5 protein-coding genes are annotated in these 4,290 nt (G+C 38.6%); 1 reads left to right on the top strand and 4 read right to left on the bottom strand.

The window, feature by feature from the left end; genetic code table 11:
- Positions 1-145: 145 nt before the first annotated feature.
- Positions 146-481: a rhodanese-like domain-containing protein gene (locus PN471_RS04230; RefSeq protein WP_193899692.1), complete on the bottom strand. Its 336-nt coding sequence runs from the start codon at positions 479-481 to the stop codon at positions 146-148.
- A gap of 172 nt (positions 482-653) precedes the next feature.
- Between PN471_RS04230 and mutL the strand changes: the two genes are divergently transcribed.
- Positions 654-2,312, top strand: coding sequence for a DNA mismatch repair endonuclease MutL (gene mutL / locus PN471_RS04225; RefSeq protein ID WP_271775787.1), 1,659 nt, complete (start codon positions 654-656; stop codon positions 2,310-2,312).
- An 18-nt stretch (positions 2,313-2,330) separates the two neighbouring features.
- On the opposite strand, the gene PN471_RS04220 is transcribed toward mutL, so the two are convergent.
- The 3 genes from PN471_RS04220 to PN471_RS04210 are packed head-to-tail and all read right to left on the bottom strand — an operon-like array spanning position 2,331 to position 3,975.
- Positions 2,331-2,786: a PPC domain-containing protein gene (locus PN471_RS04220; RefSeq protein ID WP_193899688.1), complete on the bottom strand. Its 456-nt coding sequence runs from the start codon at positions 2,784-2,786 to the stop codon at positions 2,331-2,333.
- 56 nt (positions 2,787-2,842) lie between these two features.
- Positions 2,843-3,502 carry a ComF family protein gene (locus PN471_RS04215; RefSeq protein ID WP_193899686.1) on the bottom strand — a complete coding sequence of 220 codons (660 nt, stop codon included), beginning with the start codon at positions 3,500-3,502 and terminating at the stop codon, positions 2,843-2,845.
- Complete coding sequence (locus PN471_RS04210; RefSeq protein ID WP_193899684.1) at positions 3,499-3,975, bottom strand: GNAT family N-acetyltransferase; 477 nt, start codon at positions 3,973-3,975, stop codon at positions 3,499-3,501. The genes PN471_RS04215 and PN471_RS04210 overlap by 4 nt, the downstream gene beginning before the upstream one ends.
- Positions 3,976-4,290 lie beyond the last annotated feature (315 nt).

Here is a 4,290-nt window from a genome sequence, read left to right as displayed (position 1 = left end):
GGGCAGGGAAGCAGGGAAGCAGGGAAGCAGGGAAGCAGGGAACAGGTAATTGGTGAAAAAAAACTATTACTATTCTTCTTCCTCCTGAACTCCTGATAGCGCGGCGTGGCGTTAGCCATACTCCTGACTCCTGACTCCTGAAGATTTAACAGTCTGTTCCTTCTGTAGCGCCATTGATGGATTTCCAGGCTGGTAAACCACCGCTGAGTTCGGCTACGGCTGTAAAACCGAGGAATTGTAGGGTTCTCACAGCTTGGGCAGATTGGCTGTCATTTTCGCCGTAAATGTAGATTTGGCGTTCTCTGTATAGGCAGGTTTGGGCGCGAGATTCCAAGTCATTGAGGGGGATGGAAATTGCTCCGGTGATGCGGCTATAATTGTACTTTGAGCGATCGCGCACATCAATAACTGTAAAAGCAGGTTGACCCCATTCGAGACTGGTTTTTAAGTCTTGAACATCAGCAACTAAATTAATACTCATAAGCTTTTTCCGCGTTTAATCTAATCAGAAATTTACCAAATATCCCTTCTTAATTCGTATTTCTTTAGGATTACAGCAGATTTTAGAAATAATAATTTTGTGATCATAATATTGTAAGCTGATTCTCTGCACAGTTCGACGAGTTTTAATTTTTAATTTGTAATTATTCATAATGGCATCTACTATTCAAGCTTTACCAACAGAAGTTGTATATTTAATTACAGCAGGAGAAGTAATTGATTCTTTGGTGGCTGTTGTCAGGGAGTTGGTGGAAAATTCCCTAGATGCTGGAGCAACACGCATTGTCGTTTCTTTATGGCCGCAACTGTGGCGAGTTCGTGTGGCTGATAATGGTTATGGCATGAATTTAGATGACCTACAACAAGCCGCAACTGCGCACAGTACAAGCAAGATTCATTCTAGTGCAGATTTATGGAAAATTAGCAGTTTGGGGTTTCGTGGTGAGGCGCTACATAGTTTAACGACTTTGGCCGACTTAGAAGTTTTAAGTCGTCCTTTGGGGGGAAGTGAAGGTTGGCGAGTTGCTTATAATTATGAAGGAGAAGTATCACAAGTAGAAGTGGTAGCGATCGCACCGGGTACGGTAGTCACAGTTAATAATTTATTTGCTAATTGTGAAGCTCGTCGTCAGGGTTTACCGGCGACAAATCAGCAATTAAAGGCTGTACAAAATGTCATTCAACAAATAGCTTTATGTCATCCTCATGTTAATTATCAAGTTTGGCAAAATGACAAAGAATGGTTTACGATTTGTCCCGCACCAACTGTGGGAAAACTAATTCCCCAAATTCTCCCCCAGGTGCGGCAAGATGATTTACATGAGGTGAATTTACAAATACCAAATCAGGAGAATTCGTCTTTGCATTTAGTGATAGGATTACCCGATAGATGCCATCGTCATCGTCCTGATTGGGTAAAGGTGGCAATTAATGGGAGAATGATTAAAACGCCGGAATTAGAGCAGACAATATTTTCAGCCTTTCATAAGACATTACCACGCGATCGCTATCCCGTTTGTTTTCTCCATTTAACTATTTCCCCAGAACAAATTAACTGGAATCGTAACCCAGCCAAAACAGAAATATATCTCAATGAACTAACTTTTTGGCAAGAACAAATTACTGAAGCTATCAACAAATCTCTGCGGATTTCGGAAACTAATATTAAAGAATCCGTCCACACAACCAGAGTTAGTAATTTATTGAAAGTAGCAGAATCAAAAGGTGAATATAACTTCAATTCTCAAAAATCCCAACCTAGTGAAAATCAACCCTGTTTAAAAGCCATTGCCCAACTGAGTAATACTTATATTGTTGCTGAACATTCTGGAGGAATGTGGTTAGTAGAACAACATATAGCCCATGAACGAGTATTATATGAACAATTATGTGAAAGTTGGCAATTAGTAGCTGTAGAAACCCCAATTATTATTTATCAATTATCACCAGCCCAGGTTTCCCAATTACAACGCATTGGTTTAGATATAGAACCATTTGGTGATAACCTTTGGGCAGTGCGTAACATTCCTCTCATGTTAAAACAACGAGAAGATTGTGCTGAAGCAATTTTAGAATTAAGTTGGGGAGGGGATTTACAAACTGCTCAAGTTGCTGTTGCTTGTCGGAGTGCAATTCGCAATGGCACAAAAATGAGTTTACCAGAAATGCAGACCCTATTAGATAATTGGCAACGTACCCGCAACCCCCGCACCTGTCCTCATGGTAGACCAATTTATTTATCTTTGGAAGAATCAGCACTAGCGCGGTTTTTCCGACGTAATTGGGTAATTGGCAAAAGTCATGGAATTTGAAATGTTTTAACTTCCTATCTACTTAACTGGTTGCAGTTTTGTTACCTTGAGTTTAAACTTACCTACCCCAGTTTCTCCAAAAGAGCGAACCCGCACAATATAAGTTCCTGCTTCTGTAATGCGGGTAAATAATAGAGAATTACTTGTACCATCAGGAGCATCATCATTTTCTCCTGCTGTTGAACCATTAGGGGCTAATAGTGTAATAATGCTGTCAAAGTTTTCCGATGACAAATCAATAGATAAATTATCACCCTGATTTAATTTAATTGAATAATCACGAGCAAATCCTCCTTGACCTGTGGGAATATCTTTGTTTGATAGACTATCAGAAATTTCCGTCAAATTAGTTAATGGAATAGGGCTATATAACTTATTTTGTGCTGAGGCTGTTTTGGTCCATATTCCCATTGTTAGTAATGTAACAGGAATAATTAAAATTGGGTTTAAACGCACTGCAAAAATCTTTTTCATAAATAAAAATACTGTTCCCACAAATATCGGGCAACCAATCTAATATAGCTTTATTTTTATTTATTTGTCGTGGCAACAGCAGCTACACCCAAGACTGCAATTTGATATTGTTCAAATGTTTTGACAGCAGCTTTAACAGTGGCACCAGTAGTATAAATATCATCTACTAATAATATTGGTATATGGGGACGACGACGCAAATCTTTACCAAGGATAAAAGCATCTGCTAAGTTTTCTTGTCTTTGGATTGGGGACAAATTAAATAGGGCTTCAGTTTCTTTAATGCGTTCTAAAGCATTGACTTTCAATTTGTATCCCGTCACATTACAAAAACCTTCCGCTATTAATGCAGCTTGATTAAAACCGCGTTGTTTTTGTTTTTTGGGGTGCATAGGAATAGGAACAACTAAAACCTGTTGTTGTGGTTGAGGTGAATGTAATAACCATGATTCTCCTAAGCATTCTCCTAAAACATAGCCAATTTGTGGTTGATTCTCATATTTTAGGGCAGCGATCGCCCTTTTAACAGCACCACCATAATTTCCCCACACAAATATGGGTAATGGTTGCTTCCATAAATAAGCAGGATTTTGCTTATGGCAACTTTGGATTTGCCGAATACAATATGGACAAAGTTCCTTCTGCGTAGAACGTTGACACAAAGGACAAGAAGATATAAGAAAAAGATTAAGTAAATTTTGGAATATCTTGATCATAGATACTTTACATAAACGCGATCGCACCTGCTGGTTTCTACACCTGTTGTTGGTAGATAACCATTACTTTCATAAAGTTTAACAGCTTCAGTTAAAATACTGGCAGTTTCAATCCAAATTTGCTCAAATCCCCGCAGAGCAATTGCTGTTTCCAATTGTTGTAATAAATATTTTCCTAATCCTAAACCGCGCACTTTTGGTAAAAGATACATTTTTCTAATTTCTACAGCTTTTTCTCCGCGATTGATGGGATAATATGCGGCAGTTCCGACAATCTGACTTTGGTGTTCAACTACCCAAAATTCTCCACCAGTTGCTAAATAATATATTTCTATTTGTAATACATCCTTGTCTGCTCCTTCGGGCTGCCAAGGCAAACCGTATTCTGATAATATAGAACTAATAACTGTAGCAACCAAAGTAAGGTCATCTTTTTGCCAACTACGAATAATAAAATCTTGGTAAAAATACATCTTTCCGTGAAATTGATGATTTTTGTGACTATAAGTATGTTACCATTATAAATGGTCGTTATGGCAAGACAAGAGGCAATCATGCAAGAGTGAAGAGGGTTTGGGCGATTTTACTTTTCTTTACACAGATTGGTTTTATTGTGTTCACCTACTTAGTTCAAGCCGATACTAAAGAAGCGTGCCAAAAACAAAAACCGCCTCTAAATAAATAGAAGAGGTTTTATTGTTGAATAATAGACCTGGCATCGAGCTATTTTGACGTGGGGCTACCCCCAAACTATCGTCGCCGCAGCAGCGTTTCACCTCTGAGTTCGG

The organism is Aphanizomenon sp. CS-733/32 (assembly GCF_028330045.1).
In the GTDB taxonomy this organism is placed as follows: Bacteria; Cyanobacteriota; Cyanobacteriia; order Cyanobacteriales; family Nostocaceae; genus Dolichospermum; species Dolichospermum gracile.
This window is presented reverse-complemented; position numbering and strand designations above follow the sequence as displayed.

Bases quoted from the DNA above. Each gene is read 5' to 3' on its own strand.
- PN471_RS04230 (WP_193899692.1), bottom strand. From the start codon at position 481: ATGAGTATTAATTTAGTTGCTGATGTTCAAGACTTAAAAACCAGTCTC.
- mutL (WP_271775787.1), top strand. From the start codon at position 654: ATGGCATCTACTATTCAAGCTTTACCAACAGAAGTTGTATATTTAATT.
- PN471_RS04220 (WP_193899688.1), bottom strand. From the start codon at position 2,786: ATGAAAAAGATTTTTGCAGTGCGTTTAAACCCAATTTTAATTATTCCT.
- PN471_RS04215 (WP_193899686.1), bottom strand. From the start codon at position 3,502: ATGATCAAGATATTCCAAAATTTACTTAATCTTTTTCTTATATCTTCT.
- PN471_RS04210 (WP_193899684.1), bottom strand. From the start codon at position 3,975: ATGTATTTTTACCAAGATTTTATTATTCGTAGTTGGCAAAAAGATGAC.